At 40.6% G+C, this 24,672-nt stretch carries 29 protein-coding genes; 26 read left to right on the plus strand and 3 right to left on the minus strand.

The features are described from left to right. Positions 1–9: 9 nt before the first annotated feature. From JX304_RS07250 to JX304_RS07375, 26 genes are all read left to right on the plus strand, one after another. On the plus strand, positions 10–738 hold the full coding sequence (locus JX304_RS07250) for an energy-coupling factor ABC transporter permease (RefSeq protein ID WP_205011895.1): 729 nt from the start codon (positions 10–12) through the stop codon (positions 736–738). After that, on the plus strand, positions 735–1,019 hold the full coding sequence (locus JX304_RS07255) for an energy-coupling factor ABC transporter substrate-binding protein (protein WP_205011896.1): 285 nt from the start codon (positions 735–737) through the stop codon (positions 1,017–1,019). Before JX304_RS07250 ends, JX304_RS07255 begins: the two co-directional genes overlap by 4 nt. Positions 1,020–1,053: 34 nt before the next feature. Continuing rightward, the gene (locus JX304_RS07260; protein ID WP_205011897.1) at positions 1,054–1,743 is read left to right on the plus strand and encodes a CbiQ family ECF transporter T component; all 690 of its coding nucleotides are present in this window, start codon (positions 1,054–1,056) and stop codon (positions 1,741–1,743) included. A 4-nt stretch (positions 1,744–1,747) separates the two neighbouring features. Continuing rightward, a complete protein-coding gene (locus JX304_RS07265; protein ID WP_205011898.1) occupies positions 1,748–2,563 on the plus strand; it encodes an energy-coupling factor ABC transporter ATP-binding protein in 816 nt (271 codons plus the stop codon). Continuing rightward, complete coding sequence (locus JX304_RS07270; protein ID WP_205011899.1) at positions 2,548–4,047, plus strand: cobyric acid synthase; 1,500 nt, start codon at positions 2,548–2,550, stop codon at positions 4,045–4,047. The genes JX304_RS07265 and JX304_RS07270 overlap by 16 nt, the downstream gene beginning before the upstream one ends. Next, positions 4,047–4,631 carry a cob(I)yrinic acid a,c-diamide adenosyltransferase gene (locus JX304_RS07275; protein ID WP_205011900.1) on the plus strand — a complete coding sequence of 195 codons (585 nt, stop codon included), beginning with the start codon at positions 4,047–4,049 and terminating at the stop codon, positions 4,629–4,631. Before JX304_RS07270 ends, JX304_RS07275 begins: the two co-directional genes overlap by 1 nt. A gap of 2 nt (positions 4,632–4,633) precedes the next feature. Beyond that, on the plus strand, positions 4,634–5,065 hold the full coding sequence (locus JX304_RS07280) for a precorrin-2 dehydrogenase/sirohydrochlorin ferrochelatase family protein (RefSeq protein WP_205011901.1): 432 nt from the start codon (positions 4,634–4,636) through the stop codon (positions 5,063–5,065). A gap of 16 nt (positions 5,066–5,081) precedes the next feature. Continuing rightward, positions 5,082–6,338, plus strand: coding sequence for a glutamyl-tRNA reductase (gene hemA / locus JX304_RS07285; RefSeq protein ID WP_205011902.1), 1,257 nt, complete (start codon positions 5,082–5,084; stop codon positions 6,336–6,338). Then, positions 6,325–7,248 carry a hydroxymethylbilane synthase gene (gene hemC / locus JX304_RS07290; RefSeq protein WP_205011903.1) on the plus strand — a complete coding sequence of 308 codons (924 nt, stop codon included), beginning with the start codon at positions 6,325–6,327 and terminating at the stop codon, positions 7,246–7,248. Before hemA ends, hemC begins: the two co-directional genes overlap by 14 nt. Then, on the plus strand, positions 7,233–7,958 hold the full coding sequence (locus tag JX304_RS07295; RefSeq protein ID WP_205011904.1) for a uroporphyrinogen-III synthase: 726 nt from the start codon (positions 7,233–7,235) through the stop codon (positions 7,956–7,958). The genes hemC and JX304_RS07295 overlap by 16 nt, the downstream gene beginning before the upstream one ends. Continuing rightward, the gene (gene hemB, locus JX304_RS07300) at positions 7,948–8,916 is read left to right on the plus strand and encodes a porphobilinogen synthase (protein ID WP_205011905.1); all 969 of its coding nucleotides are present in this window, start codon (positions 7,948–7,950) and stop codon (positions 8,914–8,916) included. The genes JX304_RS07295 and hemB overlap by 11 nt, the downstream gene beginning before the upstream one ends. A gap of 8 nt (positions 8,917–8,924) precedes the next feature. After that, positions 8,925–10,208, plus strand: a complete 1,284-nt coding sequence (hemL, locus tag JX304_RS07305) for a glutamate-1-semialdehyde 2,1-aminomutase (protein WP_205011906.1) — start codon at positions 8,925–8,927, stop codon at positions 10,206–10,208. 10 nt (positions 10,209–10,218) lie between these two features. After that, a complete protein-coding gene (gene cobU / locus JX304_RS07310; RefSeq protein WP_205011907.1) occupies positions 10,219–10,803 on the plus strand; it encodes a bifunctional adenosylcobinamide kinase/adenosylcobinamide-phosphate guanylyltransferase in 585 nt (194 codons plus the stop codon). After that, positions 10,800–11,522 carry an adenosylcobinamide-GDP ribazoletransferase gene (cobS, locus tag JX304_RS07315; protein WP_123160512.1) on the plus strand — a complete coding sequence of 241 codons (723 nt, stop codon included), beginning with the start codon at positions 10,800–10,802 and terminating at the stop codon, positions 11,520–11,522. The genes cobU and cobS overlap by 4 nt, the downstream gene beginning before the upstream one ends. Further along, entirely contained in the window at positions 11,519–12,130 is a 612-nt protein-coding gene (locus tag JX304_RS07320; protein WP_205011908.1) for a histidine phosphatase family protein, read from the plus strand. Before cobS ends, JX304_RS07320 begins: the two co-directional genes overlap by 4 nt. Positions 12,131–12,237: 107 nt before the next feature. Next, positions 12,238–13,773 (plus strand): ABC transporter substrate-binding protein, encoded by a 1,536-nt coding sequence (locus JX304_RS07325; protein ID WP_205011909.1) that lies wholly within the window; start codon positions 12,238–12,240, stop codon positions 13,771–13,773. 4 nt (positions 13,774–13,777) lie between these two features. Continuing rightward, positions 13,778–14,539, plus strand: coding sequence for an ATP-binding cassette domain-containing protein (locus JX304_RS07330; protein ID WP_205011910.1), 762 nt, complete (start codon positions 13,778–13,780; stop codon positions 14,537–14,539). A gap of 13 nt (positions 14,540–14,552) precedes the next feature. After that, positions 14,553–15,323, plus strand: coding sequence for an ABC transporter ATP-binding protein (locus JX304_RS07335; RefSeq protein WP_205011911.1), 771 nt, complete (start codon positions 14,553–14,555; stop codon positions 15,321–15,323). Further along, a complete protein-coding gene (locus tag JX304_RS07340; RefSeq protein ID WP_205011912.1) occupies positions 15,320–16,312 on the plus strand; it encodes an ABC transporter permease in 993 nt (330 codons plus the stop codon). The genes JX304_RS07335 and JX304_RS07340 overlap by 4 nt, the downstream gene beginning before the upstream one ends. After that, positions 16,312–17,127 (plus strand): ABC transporter permease, encoded by an 816-nt coding sequence (locus tag JX304_RS07345; protein WP_205011913.1) that lies wholly within the window; start codon positions 16,312–16,314, stop codon positions 17,125–17,127. The genes JX304_RS07340 and JX304_RS07345 overlap by 1 nt, the downstream gene beginning before the upstream one ends. 10 nt (positions 17,128–17,137) lie before the next feature. Continuing rightward, positions 17,138–18,751 carry a nickel ABC transporter substrate-binding protein gene (gene nikA / locus JX304_RS07350; protein WP_205011914.1) on the plus strand — a complete coding sequence of 538 codons (1,614 nt, stop codon included), beginning with the start codon at positions 17,138–17,140 and terminating at the stop codon, positions 18,749–18,751. A 143-nt stretch (positions 18,752–18,894) separates the two neighbouring features. Beyond that, entirely contained in the window at positions 18,895–19,833 is a 939-nt protein-coding gene (locus JX304_RS07355) for an ABC transporter permease (RefSeq protein ID WP_205011989.1), read from the plus strand. Next, positions 19,830–20,639 (plus strand): ABC transporter permease, encoded by an 810-nt coding sequence (locus tag JX304_RS07360; protein WP_205011915.1) that lies wholly within the window; start codon positions 19,830–19,832, stop codon positions 20,637–20,639. The genes JX304_RS07355 and JX304_RS07360 overlap by 4 nt, the downstream gene beginning before the upstream one ends. Further along, positions 20,620–21,411, plus strand: coding sequence for an ATP-binding cassette domain-containing protein (locus JX304_RS07365; RefSeq protein ID WP_205011916.1), 792 nt, complete (start codon positions 20,620–20,622; stop codon positions 21,409–21,411). The genes JX304_RS07360 and JX304_RS07365 overlap by 20 nt, the downstream gene beginning before the upstream one ends. Next, positions 21,398–22,054 (plus strand): ABC transporter ATP-binding protein, encoded by a 657-nt coding sequence (locus JX304_RS07370; RefSeq protein WP_205011917.1) that lies wholly within the window; start codon positions 21,398–21,400, stop codon positions 22,052–22,054. Before JX304_RS07365 ends, JX304_RS07370 begins: the two co-directional genes overlap by 14 nt. A 39-nt stretch (positions 22,055–22,093) precedes the next feature. Then, positions 22,094–22,666: a flavin reductase family protein gene (locus JX304_RS07375; protein WP_205011918.1), complete on the plus strand. Its 573-nt coding sequence runs from the start codon at positions 22,094–22,096 to the stop codon at positions 22,664–22,666. Positions 22,667–22,688: 22 nt separating this feature from the next. On the opposite strand, the gene JX304_RS07380 is transcribed toward JX304_RS07375, so the two are convergent. The 3 genes from JX304_RS07380 to JX304_RS07390 form a co-directional block, all read right to left on the minus strand. Beyond that, the gene (locus JX304_RS07380; protein WP_205011919.1) at positions 22,689–23,624 is read right to left on the minus strand and encodes a hypothetical protein; all 936 of its coding nucleotides are present in this window, start codon (positions 23,622–23,624) and stop codon (positions 22,689–22,691) included. Between the two features lie 283 nt (positions 23,625–23,907). Continuing rightward, the gene (locus tag JX304_RS07385; RefSeq protein WP_205011920.1) at positions 23,908–24,087 is read right to left on the minus strand and encodes a hypothetical protein; all 180 of its coding nucleotides are present in this window, start codon (positions 24,085–24,087) and stop codon (positions 23,908–23,910) included. Between the two features lie 130 nt (positions 24,088–24,217). Then, complete coding sequence (locus JX304_RS07390; protein WP_205011921.1) at positions 24,218–24,664, minus strand: hypothetical protein; 447 nt, start codon at positions 24,662–24,664, stop codon at positions 24,218–24,220. Positions 24,665–24,672: the final 8 nt, after the last annotated feature.

Below are 24,672 nucleotides of genomic sequence, written 5' to 3' on the forward strand. Positions count from 1 at the left end.
AGTGATATTATGAAACAACGTAAAAAAATGATAGCAATTGCTCTTTTAGTATTGCTGATCATCTTTAGACCTCAACCAGTATCTGCTATGCACATTATGGAAGGCTATCTCCCATTAGTATGGTGTATTGTTTGGTTCTTGCTATTTTTACCATTCTTCATCTTCGGTTTGATCAAGATTAAGAAGATTGTTTCAAAAGATCCAAATTCTAAAACTATGTTGGCCTTGTCAGGTGCCTTTATCTTTATCTTATCCTCATTGAAAATCCCTTCTGTAACAGGCTCAAGCTCTCACCCAACAGGTGTTGGTTTGGGAACTGCTATGTTTGGACCATCTGTTATTAGTGTGTTAGGAACCATTTGTTTGTTGTTCCAAGCTCTTCTTTTAGCCCATGGTGGTTTGACAACACTTGGTGCCAATGCTTTTTCAATGGCTGTAGTTGGTCCTTTTGTCGGATTTGCAGTTTATAAATTCAGTCGTTCTTTGAAACTATCTAAACCAGTCTCGCTCTTCTTGTGTGCGATGATTGCAGATTTAGCGACTTATGCAACAACTTCCCTTCAACTTGGATTGGTCTTCCCGGATCCAACCACTGGATTTGTAGGGTCAACCTTTAAATTCTTGGGTGTCTTTCTGATTACGCAAATTCCAATTGCGATTGTAGAAGGATTGCTTACTGTTATCTTCTACAACTTGATTTCTGAAAATGCTAGTGAAAGAGAGGGGCTCTTCCTATGAAAAAACACAAGAATCTTTTGTTATTAGCTGCCATTGTTGTGATTATTGTCGGTGCTTTCTTATTTGCTCCTAAAGGAGTAGAATATAGTGGTACGGATGATGCTGCAGAAAATGCTATTTCGACTATTCAAAAGGACTATAAACCTTGGTTTTCACCTTTGTTTGAACCACCAGGATCAGAAGTTGAAAGCCTACTCTTTACGCTCCAAGGTAGTATCGGTGCGGGGATTATCTTCTATGTCATCGGTTACCAAAGAGGAAAAAAACATCAAGAAAAATAATTTAGTTTAGTAAGTATTTGTAGGGGAGGAAACTATGTTTGTAATTGATCGCTATGCGTATAATAACCGTTGGACTGCAGTTCCAGAACTGCATAAGTTCAGTTTGTATATTTTGTTAATGGTCATTTCTTTCTCTGGTTTCCTCCCTTTACAAATTCTACTAATTACTATCATGGTCCCCTTGACGTGTTATATTGCTAGACTTCCTATTTTAAAATACTTGAGCTGGTTTCGCTATCCGTCTATTTTCATTTTATTAAGTATGGCGACCTTTGTCATTAGCTATGGTGAAAATAGTCATCAGTTTTTAATGGCCATTCCAGTTGGAAGTCATGGCTATTTAGGAGTTTTTCATTCTTCTGCCAAACAAGTTGGACCGATTGTTATGAGAATTTACTGTTCTTTAATTTCAACCTATTTTATGGCTTTAACCATTCCCTTTAACCAGATGATGAAGCTTTGTAAAACCCTTCATTTGCCGGCTATCTTAATGGAATTAATCGTTCTTATGTATCGCTTTATTTTTCTAGTATTAATCGAATTTTTAACCATTCGCGATACCTTAGATTTGAAGTTTTCATTTGTCAATAAGAAAAAAAGTTATCTTGGCTGGGGAAGATTAGCCAATACCTTGTTTGTGAAATTATTGGCTGACAATCAACGGTTAAATGAGGTCTTAAGCTTGAAATTTGCTCAAGCTAAAGAACTCGATGAGGAGGAATAGAAATATGTTGAAATTAGAGAATATTACGGTTTTGTTTGATGATTTAAAAGCCTTAGACCATGTGAATATGGAATTCATGGAAGGAAAGATCACCGGGATTATTGGAACCAATGGTTCTGGAAAATCTACCCTGATGAAGGTGATGACCAAACTGCTTAAACCCCAAGAAGGTAGTGTTTATTTGGATCAGCAGCTCATTCAAGACAAAAAGAAAGATTTATTTTCCTATCGACAAGAAGTCAATATGGTGTTTCAAAATCCGGAACAACAACTGTTTTATACCATTGCCAAAGATGACATCGGCATGGCTTTAGAGAATTTGGGGTATCCGGAAGAAGAGTGCGAAAAACGAGTGCAAGAAGCCATTGAGTTAATGGATATCAAAGAGTTGCAGGACCGTCCGGTACAATACTTGAGTTATGGCCAAAAGAAAAAAGTTGCTATTGCAGGAATGTTGGCCCTCAAACCACGATTTTTGCTCTTAGATGAGCCGACAGCTGGTCTTGATCCTAAAGGGCGAGACCAAATGGCCATGATTATGAAAAAACTTGTTTCCAATGGAACCAGTATTATTGTTTCCAGCCACGACATGGATCTCATGTATGACTGTTGTGACTATGCCTACCTGATTAAAAAAGGAAAAATCATGACCCAAGGGACGAAATACGAAGTATTTCAACAAGAAGAGATTCTACTGGATGCAGGCCTTTCGGTCCCATGGATTGTCAAACTCCATCAGGCCATCCAAACACCTTTAGTCGAAAATGAAGAAATTCTGTTTGAACAGTTGAAAGAAGGATATCTATGGCAAAATCATTAATGATTCAGGGGACAGCTTCCGATGCAGGAAAGAGCTTAATTGCCGCGGGTTTGTGTCGTATTTTAAAACAAGATGGTTACACGGTTGTTCCCTTTAAATCCCAAAATATGGCTTTAAATTCTTTTATCACCAAAAAAGGATTTGAGATGGGGAGAGCTCAGGTCGTGCAAGCAGAAGCCGCAGGTATCGATCCAGATGTTCGCATGAATCCTGTCCTACTGAAACCAACTTCGGATCGTAAATCCCAAGTTGTTTTTATGGGCAAAGTCCTTAAAGATATGGATGCGGTGGATTACCATGAATTTAAGCAGGAGTTACTGCCTAAAATCAAAGAAGTCTACCAAGAATTGGACCAGGAGTATGATGCCATAATCTTGGAAGGAGCGGGTAGTCCAGCCGAAATCAACTTAAATGAACGCGATATCGTCAATATGGGGATGGCTCGTCTGGTTGATGCTCCGGTCATCTTAGTTGCGGATATTGACAAGGGAGGAGTATTTGCCTCTATTTATGGTACAATCGAATTAATGCCAGAAGAAGACCGCAAGCGTATCAAAGGGATTCTGATCAATAAATTTAGGGGAGATGTCGCCCTCCTTCAATCTGGAATTGATATGATCGAAGAGCTGACGAACGTCCCTGTTCTAGGAGTGGTCCCTTATGCAGATATCGATATTGATAGTGAGGATAGTGTCGCTTTAGGCAGTAAAGGACGCAGCTTTAATCAAGAAAAAGATCTGGATGTGGCCATTATCACCCTAAAACGCATCTCCAACTTCACAGATTTTCATAGTTTGGAAATTCAACCGGACGTTTCGGTTCGTTATGTCATGCCAGGGGATGCTATTGGAAATCCGGATCTCTTGATTCTACCTGGAAGTAAAAATACTATCGAAGATATGCAAGTTCTCCAAGATTCAGGGATTGTTGATGAAATCCGTCAGTGCGCTGATCAGGGCATTCGCATTTTTGGAATTTGTGGGGGCTTCCAACTTTTAGGAAAGAAAATTTCAGATCCAAACCATGTCGAATCAGAATTGGATGAAATTGAAGGATTGGGACTTCTTGATGTTGAGACCCAGATGCAAGGAACCAAACGCACCACTCAGGTTCAAGCAGAACATGAGGGGCAACTCTTGGAAGGTTACGAAATCCATATGGGAGAAACTGAAATTTCTGATCAGGTATCACCTTTTTCTCGCATTGTTCTTCAGAACGGCCAAGAGACTAGTAGGTATGATGGTGCCGTTTCACCGGATAAACAAATCCAAGGAACCTATCTTCACGGAGTTTTTGATAATTCTCAATGGACGCGCGATTATTTGAACCAAATTCGCCTGGAAAAGGGCTTGGAACCTATCACAGATCAGGCGATTGATCTCAAAGAATTCAAGGATTTGCAATATGATAAACTGGCAGCAGTTATTCGTGATGCAGTCGATATGAAAAAGATTTACCAGATTATGAACGGAGAAGAGCTTTAATGAGAATTTACACAAAGTATGGGGATAAAGGGTTTACCCGACTATATGGTGGGGATCGTGTGTCTAAAACACATATTCGTGTGGAAGCATATGGGACAATGGATGAATTGTGTTCTCAAGTTGGCTACCTGGTATCTGAAATAAAGGAATACAAAGAATTAGATGATATCAGAGAAGAATGTGAAGAAATTCAGCAACATTTATTTGACTGTGGAAGCGATCTTGCTACTCCTAGAGAATTGAGACCATACAAACAAAAGGAATCAGATATTACCTTCCTAGAAGAAAAAATGGATGCTTATATGCACATTCCAGAAAAGATTGATCGCTTTATTATTCCTGGCGGCCATCGGATCGCCAGTCTCTGTCATGTAGCTCGTACTATGACCCGTCGATTGGAGCGAAAAATGGTCGCTGTCATTGAAGCAGATGAAACGGTCAATGAAGTCGGCTTGATCTATATCAATCGCTTGTCAGATTACTTCTTTGTCATAGCTCGCTTGGTCAACCATCGCCTAGAAGTCAAAGATACAGTCTATAAACGAAGTGCTAAGATTTTTAGAGAAAGAAAAGAGGGAGAATAGTCATGTATCCTGTCATGATGAATATCCAAAATAAACCAGTCGTCATTATTGGTGGGGGAAAAGTAGCAGCCCGCAAGATTAAGACTTTGTTGTCAGAAGGGGCCAAGGTTATAGTCATTAGTCCTGAAATCAATGAAGCGATTCCTAAATGGCAGGTTGAATGGATTCAAAGAAGCTACCAAACTGGGGATTTGGAAGGGGCAAAATTGGTATTTGCCTGCACAGATAACCAGGAAGTCAATAAAAAAGTGATGGAAGATGCGCACCCTAGTCAGTTCGTCAATAATACTGGGGATAAGAAAAATTCCGATTTTTATAATGTGGCTATTGCTTCAAATAAGGAACTTTCCGTCATGATCTCCACAAACGGCTTATCGCCATCGCGCTCAAAAGAAGTCAGAAAAAAGATCGAACAACTTTTAGATCAATTGTAAGAACGGGGCGGACAGAATGTATTTATTATATGTTGGTGTCACTCATCGTGTAGCACCATTATCCATTTTAGAGCGGGTTCATTTTTCTGATGAAGAAAAAAAAGAAGCTCTACTCAAATTAAAAGAGGAAAAAAGTATTCTAGAGGATGTCATCCTTTCAACCTGTAACCGGACAGAGTTGTATCTGGTCGTTGACCAGCTGCATACCGGTCGCTATTATTCCAAGCATTTTTTGGCAGATTGGTTTCAGATTGACATCGAGGAACTAGAGCCTTATCTTGCCTTTAAAGAAGGCAATGACGCTTTAGAACATTTATTTAGAGTATCCATTGGTTTAGATTCCAAGATTGTAGGTGAAACACAAGTTCTCGGTCAATTAAAGCAAGCCTTTTTGAGCGCCCAAGAAACTGGTACGACAGGAATCGTCCTGAATCAAGCTTTTAGGCAAGCAGTTACCTTTGCTAAAAGAATGCACGATGTTTACCGGATCAATGCCCGGCCCATGTCCATCGGTTTGACCTCTTTACAAATGTTGGATAAGGAAGATCTTGATTATGAGAATACAAAAATCGTGGTCATCGGATTAGGGGAAATTGGCCAATTGGTGACCAAGTATGTTCTACAACGTCCTTTTCAGTCTATCCGCTTGGTCAATCGCACCCTTTCCAAGGCCAACCCTTATTTAACAGAAGATCGTATTCAGGCTTATTCTTGGGATGATTTAGAAGAAGCCGTGAAAGATGCGGATATAATTTTCACTGCTATCAAGTCTGAAGGCTATATTCTCTATCCGCATATGGTGAAAGCAGGGGCAATTGTTTTCGACTTATGTTTACCACGGACCTGTCATCCAAATTCGTCCATTACCATTCACAATATCGAAAATATCACCAGAGAATTGCAAGCCTTTTTTGAGGAAAGAAATGAGATTGCTAAGAGTATCGAAGCAGAGATTTCAAGTGAACTGGTGAGTTTTGAAGAGTGGAAGCAGCAGTTAGGCATTATTCCCCTGATTCAAGAGATTCGAGAAAAAGCCATTCAGGCTCAGCAGTCAGCTATGGAAAGCTTATTACGCAAACTTCCAGATCTTACTGATCGAGAAAAGAAACAAATTTCGAAGCATATGAAGAGCATCATCAATCAGATCTTAAAGGAGCCTTTGTTACAATTAAAAGAAATGTCTGTGGGTGAAAATTCGGAATATGATATTGCCTTAATTGCTAAAATTTTCGATCTTCATAGCGGAAAGGGAGTGAACCATGAGAAGCATTAAAGTCGGAACCAGAAAAAGTCAGTTGGCCATGACCCAGACCAAAATGGTGGTAGAGCGCTTAAAAGAATGCCATCCTGATGTGGAGTTTGAATTGGTCCCTTATAAAACCCAAGGAGATCGGTTGGTTCATGTTTCTCTGCAAACCATTGGTGGAAAAGGGGTCTTTGTCAAGGAAATAGAGCAGGCGCTCTTAAATCAAGACATCGATATCGCCATCCATAGTTTAAAAGATGTTCCTTCTATCCTTGTGGACGGATGTACCATTGGGGCCATTCCAGAGCGAGAAGATGTTAGAGACTGTCTGATCTATAGAGAAGAAGGCATGACTCTTGAAACCCTTCCGCAAGGGGCAGTTGTAGGGACCAGTAGTATTCGTCGTCAGGTCCAACTTCAGAGTCTGAGAAGTGATCTCCAATTCAAACCCATACGGGGAAATATTGATTCGCGCATCCGCAAGTTACAAGAAGGAGAATGTGATGCCATCGTACTAGCTGCTGCTGGTTTAAAACGGATTGGATATTTAGATCAGTCGCCCTCTCTCAACTTAGAATTTTTAGATCCTCATACATTTATTCCTGCTGTTTCACAAGGGGCCTTAGCCGTCGAATGCCGGGAGAACGATGAGGAAGTCCGGCATCTATTGGCAGCAATTCATGATCAGGAAGTAGAAAACTGCATCCAATTGGAAAGAAGCTTCCTAAGCTTGATGAATGCGGATTGTACCTTCCCGGTAGGAGCTCACGCTCAATATATTGAGGGGCAATACCAGTTGAAGACCATGTTGGCAGATGGTAAGGATCGATGCTTGTATGTGTCTCTCACTTCTGAGGATGGAAGCGATCTTCCCAAACTGGCTTTAGAGCAACTAATGGAAAAAGGAGCCTTAACAGACAAATGGTGGGAAGCTTAATTATTTTTACAAGAGAACAAAAACCCTCTGTCGAATTACAGACTTTACTAGACCGGAACCAAGTCAAATGGTTGCATGCGCCCCTCATTTGCACACAAGGCAATCCCCTTCCACTCATTTTTGAAGAAAAACTGGCCAAAGCTGATTGGGTCTTCTTTACGAGTGCCAATACAGTTCAGTTATTTCTTCCCTATTTGAGACCTGATTTAAAGATTGCCTCAATCGGAAGTCAGACCAGTAAGTTATTGAAAGAGCATCAAGTAGATGTCACCTTTGAGTCCAGTAGTCAGTATGGAGTGGATTTTATCAAGGAGTGGGCTAGTCAATATGGGGAACCGCAAAACATTCTTTTCCCTCATAGTGATTTGGCCAATCCGACCTATCCAAAGATGTTACAGGAATTGGGACATGACGTTTACGCTTGGCCTCTTTATCAAACGGTCGCCAATCAAGAGGGAATCGCTAAAATAAGAGACATCTTGTCCATAGAGGAAACATGCGTTTGGACCTTTGCCAGTCCGTCAGCCTGGGATGTTTATTATCAAGAGGGGCTTTCTTTACCAGAGTATCACCAAATTGGGGTGATTGGAGAGACCACAGCAAAAGCTGTTTTAGATTGTGGTGTCTCGGTAAACTATATGCCTTCTAGTCCATCCATGCTACAATTGGTAGAGGTGATTATAAAGGAGATAAAATATCATGAATTTTAAAAGACATCGTAGACTTAGAAAAAATTCTCTCATGAGAGATTTGGTTAGAGAAACAACTGTAAGCGTTAATGACTTTATTCAACCGCTTTTTGTAAAAGAAAATATAGAGCAAAAAGAAGAAGTGGCTTCCATGCCAGGTGTCTTTCAATTTGCATTAACGGATCTGTTAGAAGAAGTTGAATCTTGTGTTCAACTTGGGATCAAAGCCTTTATTATCTTTGGAATCCCTGCGGAAAAAGACGAAGTTGGTTCACAGGCCTCTAACCCAGACGGGATCGTTCAAAAAGCCCTACGCTTGATCAAGCAACACTATCCAGATCTCATTCTTGTAGCAGATACCTGTCTCTGTGAATTTACGAATCATGGCCATTGTGGCATTCTAGATGGTGAAACGGTTGTGAACGATCTTTCTTTGGAACGCTTAGTCCAAGTAGCGATTAGTCAAGCTGAAGCGGGAGCAGATATCATTGCACCGTCCAATGCCATGGATGGATATGTTGCAGCGATTCGAGAAGGCTTAGACAAGTCTGGCTTTGACATGGTACCGATTATGTCTTATTCGGTTAAATTTGCTTCTAGTTTTTATGGACCATTTCGTGATGCTGGTGAGAGTGCTCCGGCATTTGGTGATAGAAAAACCTATCAGATGGATCCAGCAAACCGTTTAGAAGCTCTGCGGGAGGCTCAAAGTGATGAAGAAGAAGGAGCAGATTTCCTAATGGTAAAACCAGCTCTTGCCTTCTTAGATGTCTTAAGAGATTTACGAAATCAAAGCGATCTCCCACTTGTGGCATACAATGTCAGTGGGGAATACAGTATGGTGAAGGCTGCTGCTGCCCAAGGTTGGATTGATGAGCGCGCCATTGTGATGGAAAGTCTCATCGGGATGAAGCGGGCAGGAGCGGATTTGATTATTACCTATTTCGCTAAAGATGTAGCAGGTTATTTGAAAGGCTAGGATGAAAGATGAAACGAACACAATCAAATGAGTACTTCACAGAAGCAGAATCCATTTTCCCAGGTGGTGTCAATAGTCCTGTACGAGCGTTTAAGGCAGTAGGTGGCAATCCTCTTTTCATTGACCATTCGCAAGGAGCTTACCTCTATGATGTGGATGGCAATCAATTTGTGGATTACGTGCTCTCTTGGGGACCAATGATTTTAGGACATGCTCGGAAAGAAGTACTTGAGGAAGTGCAAGAAGCTCTATGGGAAGGGACCAGTTACGGCGCTCCAAGTCCACGTGAAATCAAATTAGGCAAACTTATTAAAGAACGTTTGCCTTTCGTAGAGAGAATCCGCATGGTGAATTCAGGAACAGAGGCAACCATGAGTGCCATTCGTTTAGCGCGTGGGATTACCAAACGACCAAAGGTAGTGAAATTTATTGGTTGCTACCATGGACATAGTGATTCTTTCTTGGTACAAGCTGGATCTGGTGTAGCAAGTTTTGGCATTGCAGATTCGGCAGGTGTGATACCTGAGGTGGCGCGTGAAACCATTGCCCTTCCTTATAATGATCTGGAAGCTTTACGGACCTGCTTTGAAGAACATGGTGCAGAAATTGCCTGTGTCATTGTAGAAGCTGTTGCCGGTAATATGGGCTTGATTCCAGGTCACAAAGAATTTATTGAGGAGATCCGCCGTCTCACGACAGAAAGCGGTTCTCTCTTCATCATGGATGAAGTCATGACTGGTTTTCGTGCTCATTACCAAGGGGCAGTGGGCTTGTACCAAGTCGATCCAGATTTAATCTGTCTAGGAAAAGTCATCGGTGGTGGTTTCCCAGTCGCTGCTTTTGGTGGGAACGCTCAATACATGAATCAAATTGCTCCACTGGGCGATATTTATCAAGCTGGAACTCTATCAGGGAATCCAATCGCCATGGCAGCAGGTTATGAAAACTTACGCCTATTGACCAAGGAAATCTTTGATCAAACTGTCGAAAAAACAGACTATCTCTGTCAGGGGATCCGACAGTTAGCAGAAAAACATGGACTAGCCCTCCAAGTAGTCTCTGTTGGAACCATGTTCGGATTTTTCTTCTCAGAAAAACCAGTTTTGAATTTTGAGGATTCCAAACAATCAGATCACCAACTTTTTGCCAAGGTTCATGGCTTGCTTTTAGAAGAAGGTGTCTATATTGCACCATCTCAGTATGAGAGCAACTTCTTATCCAGTGCCCATTCCTTTGAAGATCTGGACCGTACGTTAGCTGCTTTTGACAAAGCCTTTAGTCAGTTGTCATGAAAGGAAGATTATGGGGAAGATTGTTTTAGTCACGGGCGGTGCTCGTAGTGGCAAATCCTCCTTCGCTGAATCCAAACTCTTGCAGAAGGAAGGGGTTTGTTACATAGCCACTGGTCTCGTGATGAAAGAGGATCCAGAATGGCAGGAGCGGGTCAAGCTCCATCAAGAAAGACGACCACAAAGCTGGGATACGCTTGAGCAGTACCGGGACTTAGCTACCTGGATTGAACAAGACCATCATGGCGATTATTTATTGGACTGTGCGACCATGTTAACTACCAATCAGCTCTTTGATTTGGTCAATGAGTGGTATCCCGAAAAAGGCTTCTTATCGGACGAACAGTTTTTAAGTAAAGCCGAACAAGCCCGTATTTTGGACGCCATGGAAGCAGAGTGGTCTCAGATACTTTCGGCCATGAAGAAACGCCAAGCTACTTTTTGGATTGTCACCAATGAAGTTGGTCTCGGTATCGTTCCAGATACTCGTCTAGGACGTTACTTTAGAGATCTTCAAGGGCGAGTCAATCAATTGATTGCAAAGGAGGCAAGTGAAGTCTACTTAGTTATTTGTGGACTGGCACAGCAGTTAAAATGATTTCAGCACTGATTATCTATACACAATTTTTTAGTCGGATTGTGATTCCAAAAGCAGTTGATCTCTCCTATGTTCGAAAGGGAGTTCCGATTTTAACTCTCTTTGGTCTCTTATTAGGACTCATTTCCTCCTTATTTTTTGTTTTGACCTCTTTGGTACTTCCTGATACCATTGCTTGGATTTTGACCTTGTTCTTTGATGTCCTTTTAACGGGTGGCTTCCATTTAGATGGCCTTGCTGATACAGCAGATGGCTTATTCTCTTCTCGTTCCAAAGAACGGATGTTGGAAATCATGAAAGACAGCCGTATCGGTAGCAACGGTGTCTTGGCCTTAATTTTCTATTACGGATTGATGATCGCGATGGGACCTTATCTTCCTCAGCCCAAGTGGCTGATTGTCGCTTCTTTATCGATGATTGGGAAGGTTGGTTTGACCATTCAGCTCTACAAGATGCGCTATGCAAGAGAATCTGGTGGCTCTGGAAATTTCTTTTCCGGAACCAAGACCAGTTCGATCCTCTTAGCTCAGATTGTCCCACTAGCCGTTCTTATTGCTGGTTTTTGGCTAAAAGGGCTTCTTGCATATAGCTTGGTCATTCTTGGGACTCTCGCCTTTCGCTGGTTCGTTTATCAAAAGATCGATGGGGAGACAGGGGATACCCTAGGAGCATCAGTAGAAGTAGCTCAGATATTATTTTTAATAGGAATGATCATATGACAGTAAAAAAGTGGTATCTGATTCGCCATGGAGAAACAGACTTTAATAAAAAACGATTCTTCTATGGGAAAGCGGATGTGTCCATCAATGAGACGGGAAAAGAACAAGCAGCCCTCCTTCATCAATTGATGAAAGGAAGAAATATTTCTCGGGTTTATACCAGTCAGCTCAAAAGAACGCAAGAAACAGCGGCCATCATTTTCCCAGATCAGACCCCCACGGCTTATAAAGCATTGAACGAAAGAGATTTCGGCTTATGGGAGGGAAGGACAGCCAATGAAATTCAAGCAGCCTTTCCCTTGGTTTGGGAAGAGTGGCTGGAAAGCCCCTTTGAGGTGACGCCGTCTAAGGCTGAACCTTTTGAAAAATTTAAAGAACGGGTCTGGTCGATTGTCAAGGAGATTCGAGAAACAGAAGATCCCGAAATCGTGATTGTTGGGCATTTAGGAGTCTTACGCCTGATTTATCAGTTTTTAGTTGATAGAGAAGCTGATTTTTGGTCGATCGATATCCCACAAGGAATTGCCTTGTTATTAGAGGACAATGATCCTTGGGAAGAAAGACTTATCAAACAAGAAGCTGACTTGAATCATTCACAGGACAAGTGATCAAAACACAAAATGATATAGAAAGTAAGACGGTAGTTTTTGGGATTGGTTATCTCTTCGTTTTACTTTCTTGTCAATTAAACTATATTAACAGGATGAGAATACAAATGAAAAAATGGAAATTACTTTTAGGAACAGCTTTAGTGAGCCTCGCTCTTCTTGGTTGTGCAAAAACGAATCAACCTTCCTCACCTGAAGATGCCAAAAACGCTCAAACGGTAACCATTGGGTATACTCAGTTTCCAACCAATATTGATCCTGCAGACGAGTACAATGGCTGGTTCACTGTCCGTTATGGAGTGGGAGAAACCTTATTTAAAATGGATGATCAGTTAGAACCACAACCTTGGCTAGCTAAAAAAATAGAGCAATCCTCTCAGTTGGAGTGGAAAATTACCCTTCGCAATGATGTCACTTTCCAAAATGGGGAAAAAATGACAGGTGCTAAGGTAGAGACCTCTTTAAAACGACTCATTGAAAAGAGTAAACGTGCAGCGGATGACCTTGGAATTGAGAGCATTCATTCAGATGGTCAAACCGTCACCATTGAAACAAAATTAGAACAGCCGATCATGAAGAATCTATTAGCAGAGCCTTATTCTGTTATTGTAGATGTAGATGGGAAGGCTGCCTCTGACAAATCTCCAGTAGGGACAGGCCCGTTTCTTATCAAGACCTATACTCCAGAAACAGGAGCTACTTTAGAGGCCTATGAAAACTATTGGGGTGGTAAAGCGAAGGTGGCACAGGTTCAGATTAAATATTTCTCTGATCCGACAGCCATTTCTGTTGCCCTTCAATCCAAAGAAGTCGATGCTGTTTATGGGCTTCCCTATGCTAATTTAGCAAGCTTTAAGAAGGACAGTCAGTATAAAATTTCTGAAAAAGAAGGTGGCCGTTACTTAAGCTATGTCTATAACTTTGAAGATCCTTATGTAGCTGATGATCAGTTCCGTCAAGCTTTGGATACCTTGATCGACAAGAAAACTTATACAAAATCTCTCTTTAAAGGTGCGGCCGTTCCAGCTACTGGACCGCTCCCTTCTAGCTCTGATTTTGCCTTAGATAAAAGTATTCATGAGTTTAATGTAGAAAAAGCTAAGAAGCTGTTAGATGAGGCTGGATACAAGGATACAGATGGGGATGGCTATCGTGAAAAAGATGGAAAGAAAGTCACGATTGAATTGCTCTCCTTTACTCGTTTACCAGAAATGCCTTTAGCCATTGAAGCTTCTCAACAACAATTAAAAGAAGTTGGAATTGAAGCGAAGATTCGTAAGGTTGAAGTAAGTGCTGTCGCTACGGAGAAAAATTATGCCTTTACGCCTTATGCCGTCGTAGCTGCTCCGATTGGCGATCCATATGCTTACTTTAACTCAGCTGTTAAGACAGATGGAGTAGGAAATATCGGTCATTATAGCAATGCGGAAGCTGATCAGAAAATCAAAGAGTTAGCAACTGAAACCGATCAGAAAAAACGGATACAATTAAGCAAGGACATTCAAGCCCTTATAGATAAGGATCATGGGTATACGATCATTGGATTTTATAAAGTTGCCATCGTCATGAACAAATCCATCTCTCATTTGGAATCACATCCAACAGATTATTATCATGTAACCAACAAACTCTCGAAGGAATAATGCCATGTTACAACTGACGAATGTCACGGTTTCTTCCCCGTCAAAGGTTATTTTAGATCAACTTTCTCTAACCGTTTCGGCAGGTGAAGCAGTCGGAATCGTCGGAGAAAGCGGAAGTGGCAAAACAACGATTTTAAAACTGCTTTTGGGTCTTCCCTTGAACGATTTAGTCTTTAACAAAGGAAGTATTTCTTATAGGGATCAGGCCATCAGCCCACAAAAGAAGCGGGTTTCTTATCCATTTGTGGGGACAGAACTAGCCTGGATTACCCAACAGTCCAGTCTAGGTTTTAACAATAACCGTAAAATCAAGCACCATTACGAGGATCTCGTCAAGAGTCATGCCTCTCAAGTAAGAAAGATGAGATCGTTAGAGGAATGCCTCCAGATGGTTGGGTTGGATCCGGCTCAGGTCTCATCCAAGTACCCTTTTGAACTTAGTGGAGGTATGATGCAACGAGTGGCGATTGCTTTGGCCCTTGCCACTCATCCTAAATTGCTCTTGGCAGATGAGCCGACCAGTGCTCTTGATGTTCTCTCCAAGGAATCATTTCTTCAAACCTTGATTGAAATGCTAAGGAGCGAAGAATCTAGCCTCTTATTTGTCACTCATGATATGAGTGTCGCCAAAAAGTTGGCAGATAGGATCTTGGTTATGAAGGAGGGGAAGATTGTGGAAGAAGGAAGTCGCGACCAAATTTTCCAAAATCCGCAACATCCCTACACCCAGAAGTTACTAATGGCTATTCCAAAATTAAAATTGTAGCAGGAGTCACCAAATGACCTATTTACTCGAATGTAAAGATCTCACTCATCATTATAATGATTCGCTTCATCATCAGGCTGGCGTTTTTGATGTCTCCTTTACGCTAGAAAAAGGACATCGGCTTGGTTTGGTTGGAGAATCCGGTTCGGGTAAAAGCACCATTGCCAAAATTCTGAGTCGACTCCTGAACGTGCAAGAGGGAAGTATTCAGTTCTTGGGGCAATCACTGACGACTTATACAGACCTTGAGTTTTACAAAAAGGTGCAATATATTTATCAACAGCCCCAAGAAGCCTTTCATCCCAAAAGGACTTTACAAGAAAGTTTAGAAGAGGTTTGTAAGAATTTTAATATTTGTAAGACTAAGAAGGAGATGGTAGAGCAGATTCACCAACTCTTGGAAAGGGTTGGCTTGCATCCGGATCTGGCGCAGCAGTTTCCCCACCAATTAAGTGGTGGAGAATGTCAACGGATGGCTATAGCCAGAGCTCTCTTGGTCCAGCCTGACCTATTGATTTGTGATGAGATCACCAGTGCCTTAGACGTGACTGTCCAAGATGGAGTGATGGACCTTCTACAAGAGATTCAGAATAGCTCCCAAACATCTTTTCTCTTTATTTCACACGATATTGCGCTGGTCAGCCAATTTTGTGATGAAATCATGGTACTAAAAGATGGAAAAATTCAAGAGAAAGGGGTGATGTCAGACGTTTTGCGAAATCCTCAATCGGACTACACCAAAATGTTGATGAAACCATATCAAGAAGAAGGAAGGGAGCTATGATAAGATATTTCATCAAATTACTGTTTCAAATGGTTTTGATTCTGCTCTGTGTTAGCTTTCTTTCTTTCTTGTTAGTGTATCTAGCCAAAGGGGACCCTGCAGAAAGTATCTTAAATGCGCAAGGAATTCCTTATACCAAATCGCTACTAGAGGTAAAACGAGCTGAGATGGGCTTAAATGATAGTTTCATTTTGCAATATCTGAGATGGTTAGGAAACATCCTCCAAGGGAATTTTGGGATCAGCTATCGTACAGGAGCCCCAGTTTGGGATCAAATGGTCTTTTACTTTCCAAATACGATCTATTTAGGGATCCATATCTTGCTGGCAACGCTTGCCATTTCCCTTCCTCTTTCGATGTATGCAGCCTATCATATCGGTAGTAGACTGGATCGATTTATAATGACAGTTTGCGCATTTTTAAATGCCATTCCTAGTTTTGTCATTGGAATTCTCTTAATGCTTGTCTTTTCGGTCAAGCTTGGCTGGTTTCCTATTCAGTCAACTGCAAATGAATGGGGCTTAATTTTACCGATTTCTACCATGGCCCTGACCATGTCTACGCGCTATATTCCTCAATTAAGAACGGCCATCATAGATGAACTACAGTCACCAGCAGTAGAAGGTGCTAGAGGACGTGGCATACCGGAAGGCCGCATTCTATTTAAGGATGTCTTGTATAATACCCTTCCCTTTTTGTTGACATTGGTGAGTTTGTCACTGGGTTCTCTGTTAGGAGGTGTTGCTATCATAGAGTATTTATTCTCTTGGCCAGGAATTGGAAAAATGCTGATTGCAGTTGTGGTCAATCGAGATTATCCTCTGGTCCAAGGAGCTGTTCTGATGATTACACTTGGAGTATTACTTGTCAATTTTACCACCCAAGCCTTGATCACATGGCTAAATCCGAAGACCCGTCTATCAAAACCAACCCCCTTCCTTCTTTTTAAGAAAGAGGTCAGTCCTAAAGGAAATGGAGGGGATAAGTGATGAAAAAAGTTAGTCACCGCAACCTCTATCTCTTGGCTGGATGCCTTCTCTTGGTTCTAGTGGTTTCTTGTCTGTCTCCCTTCTTTTTAGGAGACAGCACTACCAAGGTTCATTTAGAAAATGCCCTCCAAGCACCCAATAGTCAAGAATGGTTTGGTACAGATGCTGTGGGCCGGTCTGTATTTGCTCGAACTCTGAGTGGTGGAGTACAAACCATTGTGCCTGCAGTCGGGATCCTCCTCTTGGTTACCCTTGTTGGTTCCTTGATTGGAGTAACCAGTGCCTTGATAGGTGGGAAGTTTGATCGAGCTATTTTCTTGTTCATTACTGCTTTTCAGTCCTTACCATCCATAGTCTTAGTGATTGCTATTGTGAGCCTATTAGGAGTGGGATTGCAACAAACGGTCATTGCCATTGGCTTAACGGCTTGGACCAAGTATGCCTATATCACACGGTCGCTGACCCTGCGTTTAAAAAATGAATTCTATATTCAGTCAGCAAAAATGTATGGAAATAGTTTTTGGAAGACCATCAAACATTACTATGTTCCCAGTCTATTTCCACAAATTGTCACCACTATGATCTTTAATGTTTCATCGATCATCATGGAGATTGCCGGTCTCAGTTTTGTTGGACTAGGCGCACAAGCACCGTCTCCAGAATGGGGAGCTATGATGAATGATGGTCGCACCTATATCCAGGAGGCTCCCTGGATCGTCGCTTTTCCTTGCATCTTTTTAATCGGAGTCATTTTATTGATTACAAAATTTGGAGATGCGTTACATACTAGTGTTAATAAAAATAATCAATCATGAGGTTTTTATAATGAAGAAATTTTGGAAATTAGCTGTTACGAGTTTAGCAGTTTTGTGTCTAGCTGCCTGCCAGCAGAATGGTAAGTCTTCAGACAGCAATGCTGAGAAAGACAAGATTACTCTCGCCTGGGGAGAAGACTTTGGAGATGTCAATCCCCACGTATATAATCCAGATCAATTTATTATTCAAGATTTAGTTTATGAAGGGCTTGTTCGTTACGGAGACAATGGAAAAATTGAGCCAGCCTTAGCTGAGAGTTGGAAAGTAAGTGAAGATGGGAAAACCTATACATTTAACTTGAGAAAAGCCAAATTCTCAGATGGCTCTGATTTCAATGCAGCCAATGTGAAGCGGAATTTCGATACGATCTTCTCAAAAGAAAACAAAGGAAACCATGAATGGTTTAACTTTACCAATGTTTTAGATAGTTACAAAGTTATCGATGATCACACTTTTGAAATTACCCTCAAAGAACCATACAGTGCTACCCTTTATGATCTTTCTATGATTCGTCCAATTCGTTTCTTAGCAGATGCAAGCTTCCCAGATGGTGACGATACGACTAAAAATAAAATTAAATCCTCTATCGGTACGGGTCAATGGGTGGTGAAAGATAAGAAATCTAACGAATATATCACTTTTGAACGTAATGAAAACTACTGGGGGGAAAAACCAAAACTAAAAGAAGTTACCATCAAGATTATTCCTGACCCTCAAACACGGGCTTTAGAATTTGAATCTGGTAAAGTAGATTTGCTGTATGGAAATGGTATCATTAGTTTAAATACATTCGCACAATACAAGAAAGACAAGAAATATACAACAGATGTTTCGCAACCAATGTCAACTCGTTTGTTGCTCTTGAACGCCAAACAAGAAGTATTCCAAGATAAGAATGTTCGTAAGGCTATTAACCATGCCATTAACAAAAAAGAAATCGCAGAGAAATTGTTCATGGGTGCAGAAACTCCTGCGGATACCATCTTCTCTAAATCAACTCCTCACTCAGATGCTGGCTTAACACCATATAAATTTGATAACAAAGAAGCAGAAAAAATGTTGGATGCTGCTGGTTGGAAGAAGGGATCTGATGGAATCCGTGCCAAAGACGGCAAGAAGATGGAATTGAATTTCCCTTACATTTCTACAAAAGCAACTGATAAAGACCTAGCTGAATATTTCCAAGGTGAATTGAAGAAAATTGGTGTCGAAGTGAAATTGACGGCCATGGAAGAAGACGATTATTGGGAAAATGCAAAAACAGGAAACTTTGATATGATGCTCACTTTCTCTTGGGGAGCTCCATGGGACCCTCATGCATGGATGACAGCTTTGACAGCAGAGTCTGCAAATGGTCACCCAGAAAATGTTTCTCTTGAAGCCCTTCCAATTAAGAAAGAATTGGATGAGACCATCAAACAAACTTTGACAGAACCAGATGAAGATAAAGTAGATGCTGGCTATAAAAAAGCTTTGACCTTGCTCCATGAAGAAGCAGTTTATATCCCATTGACTTATCAGTCAGTGATCTCTGTTTATCGCACAGGTGAGTTGAAAAATGTTCGTTTTGCTCCAGAAGAAAATGCCCTTCCAGTTCGCTACATTGAAAAAGTGAACAAATAAGGACAAGGTCTTGAATGAAGTAGACAATGTGGCCTCCATCAAAGTGACAATCCTTTTATTTTGATATGGGACTCCGCTTTAGAGGATCAATGTTGATCTTTTAAAGCGGATTACATTGTTTTATGATCTACGTTTTATATGATATGAAAGCTGTTTTTAAAAAAATTATTAGTTTTATAAGTGGTTTACTAGTTATCTCTATTATTACCTTTATCCTGACCAAATTTACATCGCAGGATCCAGCAGAGAATTATCTGCGAATTCGGCATTTGCCAATCACTCCAGCAGCTCTTGAAAATGCGAGAACCTATTTGGGTTTGGATAAATCCTGGATTGAACAATATCTATCTTGGTTCGTAAAAGTTCTTCACCTGGACTTTGGAACCTCTTATTTACTGAAGGAATCCGTTGTCAGTTTAATTGCTGGTCGTTTCCTATCCACTTTTTATTTAGGACTGACTTCCTTTATTCTGATTATTGTCGTTTCTATTCCCATTGGGGTTATCAGTGGCTTGAAGACCAATTCCTTCTTTGACAAATGCATGCGTTTCATTGGCTTTAGCTCGGTATCCATGCCTGCCTTTTGGCTCGGTTACATGTTGATTTTTATTTTTTCTGTGAAATTAGGCTTATTGCCTGTATCTGGTAAAAATGAACCTCTCAGCATCGTCTTACCAAGTATCACCTTAAGCTTTTCGCTGATTGGCCAATATATTGCCTTGGTAAGAAAGGCTGTATCGACCCAGTTGGAGAGTCCACATGTTGAAAATGCGCGCATGAGAGGGGTTAAACTACGCTATCTTTTACCCAATCATATTCTTCGAAATGCTTTGCCATCCATTGCGACTGGTTTAAGTCTAACCTTTGTCTATTTGATGACGGGTTCCTTGATTGTTGAGGAAGTATTTTCTTGGAATGGATTAGGCAGTTTGTTTGTAGAGGCGATTCGATCGATTGACACTCCCCTAATTCAGGGATGTATGATGTTATTTGGCTTGCTATTCTTATTGAATAATGGCATGACACAAGCTGTCAACCACTGGATTGACCCACGAGTAAGGAAGAGAGGAAAGAGTTCATGAAAAAAAGTGTGATGTTTTCTATTTTCATATTAGGTCTCTTGGTTTTCCTTGCTTTGTTTGCCTCCTTTATAGCGCCTTATGATCCGCAATATGTAGATGTTTCTAATAAGCTCTTAAGTCCAAGTCCCCAACATCTTTTAGGGACAGACCAATTGGGAAGAGATGTTTTTTCGAGACTCTTATATGGTGCACGCTATTCCCTATTCTTAGCTGTAGCGATAAGTATCTTAGAAGTCGTGACTGGCTTTATCGTAGGCTTGGTTGTAGGCTGGTATCAGGGAAAAATAGAAGGAGCCTTTCTTTGGTTTACCAATGTCTTGATGGCTTTTCCAAGTTTTCTTCTCTCCCTAGCTACCGTTGGAATCTTGGGACAAGGGATGAGCAATATGATCATTGCCATAGTCATTATCGAATGGATCTACTATGCAAGGATTGTGACAAATCTTGTTATTTCTACCAAGCAAGAGCCCTATGTGATTAGTTCTCAGATCATGGGAATGGGATCATTTCATATTCTCAAAAAGCATATTTTGCCTTTTATCTACAAGCCAGTACTGGTGATCCTTCTCATGAATATCGGGAATATCATTCTGATGATTTCTGGTTTTTCTTTTTTAGGAATTGGAGTCCAACCCAATGTTTCGGAGTGGGGCTTAATGCTGCATGATGCGCGGGCTTACTTCCGAGTGGCACCTTGGATGATGATCGCACCCGGCTTAGCTATCTTTTTAACCGTCATTTCCTTTAACCTATTTGGTGAATATATCGAAGAGAAAGGAGAGAAGAATGGCATCATTCATCATTAAAGATCTTTCTCTTGTCGATCAGGAGGAGGCTCGTCTGGATCGGGTTTCTTTCACCCATCCCTTGGGAGAATCCCTGCTAGTGGTGGGAGAAAGTGGATCTGGAAAAACGCTCTTAACTAAGGCTTTAATAGGGATTATTCCTCGGAACATGAAACAGACTGGATCGATTCATTATGGAGATCTCCATCTAGATTCTTTTTCAGACAAAGATTGGAACGCCTTTAGAGGGCAGAAGATCGCTTACTTGGTTCAAAATCCCATGTCTATGTTTAATCCCTTTCAAACGATCTGGACGCACTTCTATGAAACCATAAAAAGTCATTCAACTCTTTCCAAAAGTGAATGCCGCAAGAAAGTTCTTGACGTTTTAGAAAAGGTTCGGATCGCAAATCCAGAATCAGTTCTCCAGCAATACTCCTTTGAACTGAGCGGAGGCATGCTCCAACGGATTATGTTAGGTATGATCTTGTGTCTAGATCCCGAAACGATTATACTAGACGAACCAACCTCAGCAGTCGATCGGGTGAATCGTGAGATGATCCTAAGCTTGATCAAAGACTTACTCGCTCAGCACAAGACGGTTATTACCGTTACCCATGACTATTATTTAGCCAGGGAACTCGGTGGCAATATGTTGGTCTTGGAGAAGGGCAAAGTCGTTGAATTTGGAAAAACCGAGGATCTTTTGACAGCTCCAAAAGAAAGCTATACTAAGGAATTATTTTTAGAACAAGATTTGAAGCAGGTGATCAGAAATAATGCTGGAATGTAAAGATATTACGGTCAACTATCAAGGAAAAACTGTATTAAACCATTGCAATCTATCCATCAAAAAAGGTGAAATTGTCGGAATTATGGGAGAAAGTGGGAGTGGCAAGTCCACGCTGGCAAGAGTCATCTTAGGAATTGAAAAGCCAACTCAAGGACAGGTTCTCTTAGATGGCAAACCCTATTCCATCAAAGAGGATGGCGTTCGCATCTTAGTCGTTTTCCAAGATTCCTTTCACGCAGTCAATCCACGATTTACTGTGAGAGAAATCTTGCTAGAAGCTCTTCCCAAAGATTTTCCGATGGAGCAGGTCGACACTGTTTTAAAAGAGGTAGGTTTACCATCAGAAGTACTAGAAAAAAGAGCAAGAGAATTAAGTGGTGGCCAGTTGCAAAGAGTTTGCATTGCCAGAACCTTGCTCCTAAACCCAGATGTCATTATTTTTGATGAATCTCTCAGTGGTTTGGATCCCAAAACCCAGGTTCAGATTTTACAATTGCTTTATAAGATTCATGGTAAATATCAGAATACCTTTATCTTCATCGCCCACGATGAGCAATTGTGCCGGGCCATTTGTGATCGCATTCTGATCTTAGAAAATGGCCAATTTACCCGTGAAATTCAGGATCTAGCGGAAGCGACCTGATCTTCTAAAGAAACAAGAAGCAATAAAAAGGAGAAAAGTTTGAAACAAACATTTGAAACACGTAAATTATATTTTGGATTTCCTGTATTTTTCTTAGGATACAAGGATGATGCGCATGGCTATAATATTTCGACCTCTAGTTCAGCCTATACTCTCGGTAGTATGATGGTGGTCGCTATGAGAACCAAAGGAAATGCCGTCACAGAAATTAAAAAACACGGATCCTTCACCGTGAATATCCCTACAGAAGAGCTCTTAACAGAGGTTGAAATTGCTGGTTTCAATAGCCGCAAGGACAAGTTTGCTCTTACAGGTCTAGACTATACAATTGGAGAAACAGTAGACGCTCCAATGGTAACGGCTTGTCCAGTTTCCATTGAATGCCAAGTTGTTGAATTCGTAGAATGCGGAGCATTGACCAATATTATCGCTCGTGTAACCCGTCGTGAAGTGGAAGAAGACTTGATTGACCAAGATGGTACCTTCAAGAGCGATACTTTCTCACCGATCAGCTATATTGGAGATGGATCTGGCCGTTATTATAGAAACTATAAAGATGGTGGCGTTCAAATGGGAAGCATCATCAAGAAAATCAGAGAAAATGAAGAATAGAAGAAAAAGGCTAGGGAAAACCTTAGCCTTTTTGCTTTCCAAGCGCTACCATTCGAAGAAGGGCCTTGCGTTTTCGTTCGTCTACCATGCTTAGAAAATGGTGGTAGGCTTTTTCTAGGTCAGCTTGGTAGCCTTGTGGGCCCTTGAATTCCAGCTGATCCAGAAAGACAATAGCACTGGCTCCTTTAAAAATTTGTCCTTGAAAGAAGGAGTGCTTGCTGACAATATCGATAGAAAGTTGCGAAGAACGCCAGCGCCTCTTGCGCGTATGCTTAGGTTTCCATCGAAGTTTTAGTTGCTGATCTTGCAAGTACCAGCCCATGATCTCAAGGCTGGCCCTTTGTCCAGTTTTAGGGTCCAGGTAGTCAGCAGGGATGCTGAAAACCTGGACCCCACGTTTACTATATAAGAAGGGATGAAAATCAGGAATAAAGTCATAATCTTTACTGGAGACAACCGATAGTTCATCAGGATGTCCTAGTTCAGAACGGCTCGTATGGCGAAAAGGATCAAAATCTGCCAGGCTTTTTGCTGTACCTTTCCACTCGAGTTCATAAGCCGTGACCTGATCCACAATATTACGTGACCTCTTTAGAAAAGGAAGGACGTCCTCGTGGGCCTGATAGAGAGTAACGATATTCTTTAACCGTGTTTCCTCAGAAAATTCGTAAAGATCCCGAGGAAAAACTAAAACGTAGAGAGTCTTCAAAGCTTCTAAAGGAACAGTAGCGATGCCCTCTAACAGTTGCAGACGTTCGATAAGACTAGCATGGGCAAATAAAAGGCTCTGACCAGAATCTTGTTCTAGATCAATGACAACTAGTTGTATCTCTCTTTTAAAGCTGAGAATAAAAGTGTCCGCTGCTTCCTTTTCAAAGCGAACCAGGGGAATAGAAGAATAATGGTGGTAGGGTTTTAAGGCAAGAAAGGTCCCTACAGTTTCTGTGATAGAGTGCATTTTTCTATTGTAACATAAGAAAGGAAGAACTCAAAAAAACCACTCCCGAAAGGGAAGTGGTTCTATGTTGGTTCTTATTTGAGACCGTATTTTACAAGGAGCATTTATTATATGATTAAATGCCTATTATATAGCGTATTTTAAAAGGAAGTTTTATCATAATTGTAATTTATATTACGTTATATATAAGTAATTAGGTACCAAAAAGGTACTAAAATTGTGGTTTCGGAGTTTATAAAATAAAGAAAAAGGATGCTATTTGCATCCTTAAAAGCAATAACATCTATTTTGATGTTTGACTAACACAATGAGGAAAACTGGCTACTTCATAACCGTATTGATCTTTTAGGATCGCTTTAACTTCTTGTCGAGTGAGTTTCCCTGGAAGTATGAATTCTTCAAAATCAGCGATTTTACCATCTTTGCAGAGTCTTACAGTTGCGTATGTATGAGTTTTAGTCATCCTATAAACCTCCTTTTTTTTATATATTATTAGTATGCCACAAAAAATCGAAAAAATTAGAAAAAACTCATAGAATAAGTAAAAATTTATTAGAAAGGTTTTTCAATTCATAATCATTTTCTATTTGCTCTTAGTTTTTAGTTCTTAGTTCTTCGATTTCTGCCCTTATAGCTATTTTGTGTTTTTCTATTCTTTCTTTAAGGCTTAATCTTTTTTCAGTTAATTCTAAATGATCAACTAGTTCTTTTGTAGTAAATGTATCAAGTAGATAGAATGAGATATTCTCACGAAATCTAGTAACATCAGTTACAATTAAGTATAGAACCTTAGTATTATTATCAATATTTTTGATTGCAATTTTTACCCCTAGTTGATTGAAAAGGTGATCTTTTAGGTTTTTTATATAGATTTGTTTTGTTAGGAACTGTCTATAAATTGAATTATTTAATAAAATTTGTGGAAGTTCATTAGCATTCTCAACTCTTAGTTGTTTTGCAATTGAGATGAGTAGTGCGGAAATGTATTTACCAGTGAGTTCTCCGGAGTAAGTTAGTTTAAAACCTTTATTTTCTGTCATTTTTTTCT

The sequence above is a fragment of the Streptococcus parasanguinis genome, assembly GCF_901875555.1.
Lineage (GTDB): Bacteria > Bacillota > Bacilli > Lactobacillales > Streptococcaceae > Streptococcus > Streptococcus parasanguinis_H.

What these genes read in the sequence shown, in the direction of transcription:
- cobS (WP_123160512.1), top strand. Translation starts at nt 10,800, where the DNA reads ATGATTTCAGCACTGATTATCTATACACAATTTTTTAGTCGGATTGTG.
- JX304_RS07330 (WP_205011910.1), top strand. Translation starts at nt 13,778, where the DNA reads ATGTTACAACTGACGAATGTCACGGTTTCTTCCCCGTCAAAGGTTATT.
- JX304_RS07275 (WP_205011900.1), top strand. Translation starts at nt 4,047, where the DNA reads ATGAGAATTTACACAAAGTATGGGGATAAAGGGTTTACCCGACTATAT.
- JX304_RS07335 (WP_205011911.1), top strand. Translation starts at nt 14,553, where the DNA reads ATGACCTATTTACTCGAATGTAAAGATCTCACTCATCATTATAATGAT.
- JX304_RS07260 (WP_205011897.1), top strand. Translation starts at nt 1,054, where the DNA reads ATGTTTGTAATTGATCGCTATGCGTATAATAACCGTTGGACTGCAGTT.
- JX304_RS07325 (WP_205011909.1), top strand. Translation starts at nt 12,238, where the DNA reads ATGAAAAAATGGAAATTACTTTTAGGAACAGCTTTAGTGAGCCTCGCT.
- JX304_RS07370 (WP_205011917.1), top strand. Translation starts at nt 21,398, where the DNA reads ATGCTGGAATGTAAAGATATTACGGTCAACTATCAAGGAAAAACTGTA.
- JX304_RS07355 (WP_205011989.1), top strand. Translation starts at nt 18,895, where the DNA reads ATGAAAGCTGTTTTTAAAAAAATTATTAGTTTTATAAGTGGTTTACTA.
- hemL (WP_205011906.1), top strand. Translation starts at nt 8,925, where the DNA reads ATGAAACGAACACAATCAAATGAGTACTTCACAGAAGCAGAATCCATT.
- JX304_RS07295 (WP_205011904.1), top strand. Translation starts at nt 7,233, where the DNA reads ATGGTGGGAAGCTTAATTATTTTTACAAGAGAACAAAAACCCTCTGTC.
- JX304_RS07340 (WP_205011912.1), top strand. Translation starts at nt 15,320, where the DNA reads ATGATAAGATATTTCATCAAATTACTGTTTCAAATGGTTTTGATTCTG.
- hemA (WP_205011902.1), top strand. Translation starts at nt 5,082, where the DNA reads ATGTATTTATTATATGTTGGTGTCACTCATCGTGTAGCACCATTATCC.
- JX304_RS07265 (WP_205011898.1), top strand. Translation starts at nt 1,748, where the DNA reads ATGTTGAAATTAGAGAATATTACGGTTTTGTTTGATGATTTAAAAGCC.
- JX304_RS07380 (WP_205011919.1), bottom strand. Translation starts at nt 23,624, where the DNA reads ATGCACTCTATCACAGAAACTGTAGGGACCTTTCTTGCCTTAAAACCC.
- JX304_RS07270 (WP_205011899.1), top strand. Translation starts at nt 2,548, where the DNA reads ATGGCAAAATCATTAATGATTCAGGGGACAGCTTCCGATGCAGGAAAG.
- JX304_RS07345 (WP_205011913.1), top strand. Translation starts at nt 16,312, where the DNA reads ATGAAAAAAGTTAGTCACCGCAACCTCTATCTCTTGGCTGGATGCCTT.
- nikA (WP_205011914.1), top strand. Translation starts at nt 17,138, where the DNA reads ATGAAGAAATTTTGGAAATTAGCTGTTACGAGTTTAGCAGTTTTGTGT.
- hemC (WP_205011903.1), top strand. Translation starts at nt 6,325, where the DNA reads ATGAGAAGCATTAAAGTCGGAACCAGAAAAAGTCAGTTGGCCATGACC.
- JX304_RS07320 (WP_205011908.1), top strand. Translation starts at nt 11,519, where the DNA reads ATGACAGTAAAAAAGTGGTATCTGATTCGCCATGGAGAAACAGACTTT.
- JX304_RS07255 (WP_205011896.1), top strand. Translation starts at nt 735, where the DNA reads ATGAAAAAACACAAGAATCTTTTGTTATTAGCTGCCATTGTTGTGATT.
- hemB (WP_205011905.1), top strand. Translation starts at nt 7,948, where the DNA reads ATGAATTTTAAAAGACATCGTAGACTTAGAAAAAATTCTCTCATGAGA.
- JX304_RS07280 (WP_205011901.1), top strand. Translation starts at nt 4,634, where the DNA reads ATGTATCCTGTCATGATGAATATCCAAAATAAACCAGTCGTCATTATT.
- cobU (WP_205011907.1), top strand. Translation starts at nt 10,219, where the DNA reads ATGGGGAAGATTGTTTTAGTCACGGGCGGTGCTCGTAGTGGCAAATCC.
- JX304_RS07365 (WP_205011916.1), top strand. Translation starts at nt 20,620, where the DNA reads ATGGCATCATTCATCATTAAAGATCTTTCTCTTGTCGATCAGGAGGAG.
- JX304_RS07385 (WP_205011920.1), bottom strand. Translation starts at nt 24,087, where the DNA reads ATGACTAAAACTCATACATACGCAACTGTAAGACTCTGCAAAGATGGT.
- JX304_RS07360 (WP_205011915.1), top strand. Translation starts at nt 19,830, where the DNA reads ATGAAAAAAAGTGTGATGTTTTCTATTTTCATATTAGGTCTCTTGGTT.
- JX304_RS07250 (WP_205011895.1), top strand. Translation starts at nt 10, where the DNA reads ATGAAACAACGTAAAAAAATGATAGCAATTGCTCTTTTAGTATTGCTG.
- JX304_RS07390 (WP_205011921.1), bottom strand. Translation starts at nt 24,664, where the DNA reads ATGACAGAAAATAAAGGTTTTAAACTAACTTACTCCGGAGAACTCACT.